This is a genomic window from Shewanella sp. SP1S1-7, from assembly GCF_031932105.1.
Lineage (GTDB): Bacteria > Pseudomonadota > Gammaproteobacteria > Enterobacterales > Shewanellaceae > Shewanella > Shewanella baltica.
Genome location: NZ_JAUOEU010000073.1, coordinates 1 through 971, shown reverse-complemented (window position 1 = coordinate 971; position 971 = coordinate 1). Strand labels below are relative to the sequence as shown.

Sequence of the window (971 nt, the reverse complement as noted above, 5' to 3'; positions counted from 1 at the left end):
ATGAGCTGGTTCAAGTGAGGTTGACACGTTCTGCCTGCGTTTAGCGCAATTACAAATGGATACCTGATAAAGCCTTAGTTTATTATTAAAGTCGGGGCAATTAACAAAAATTGGAGTTAACCATATCACTGTACTAACCAACAAAGGGGCAAAACAGACTTTCATCAGTCTGTTCTGTAATGGGCCGGGAATTTAGAGCAAGAAGTCTTCAATTGAACGGCCATTTTCAATTTGCTGTTTGAAAACAGTTGGCATTCTACCCTGCCCTGTCCAAGTGACAGTTTCGCCCTCAGCTACAATTGAATATTTAGCTGGACGAGGTGTTCTTGTGCTTTTTACTTTAGAAGTAACACCGGCAAGATCATCAAGTGATAAACCTGCTGACTCAATCATCTTCTGAAGTTCTGCAATTTTAGTGATACGCTCAGCATTTGCTTCAGCTTCAGCATTCGCTTCTTCTTCTCTTTCAGCAACGATCTTGCCTAACTTTTCGTATACATCTTTTAGTTCAGCAACAGATAACTCTTTAACCGAAGCTTTTAAACGACGAGCATGAGTTAAGATCTCTAAAAATTCAGACATTGTATTTTCCTAATAAGTTTGTATCACAACAATATAGTTGATTTTCAATGTGTAATGAACACACAAATAGATTTAATTTAATAGAAGTTGTTAAAGTGCAGTATTCACGCATAAACGTGCCAGAACTGATCTGCCTGACACGAGTTTGAACAATTGAGAGTTAGGGAGAACGCGTGTTTTGTGCCATTTTTGGGCTGAGAACGTCCATTACTTTTAATCTGGCATAAATAAGAAACGAAGTGCCAGACTCCAGCTTAAATTGTCCCGTTGACTTAGCTTGTTATGTGGCTATTTAGCTAATTTAACCTTTTCAATTTAGAACGTTTTTCAGATGGATATTCATGGTAGATGTCATCTATATATTTTCTAATTAACTTTCGCCTATGTCT

General features: G+C 37.6%; 1 protein-coding gene. It reads right to left on the bottom strand.

Going from position 1 to position 971, the window contains the following annotated elements:
- Positions 1-192: 192 nt before the first annotated feature.
- Positions 193-582 carry an H-NS family nucleoid-associated regulatory protein gene (locus tag Q4Q49_RS22115; RefSeq protein WP_312000458.1) on the bottom strand — a complete coding sequence of 130 codons (390 nt, stop codon included), beginning with the start codon at positions 580-582 and terminating at the stop codon, positions 193-195.
- Positions 583-971 lie beyond the last annotated feature (389 nt).

Coding starts and splice junctions, on each gene's coding strand:
- Q4Q49_RS22115 (WP_312000458.1), bottom strand. CDS start 582: ATGTCTGAATTTTTAGAGATCTTAACTCATGCTCGTCGTTTAAAAGCT.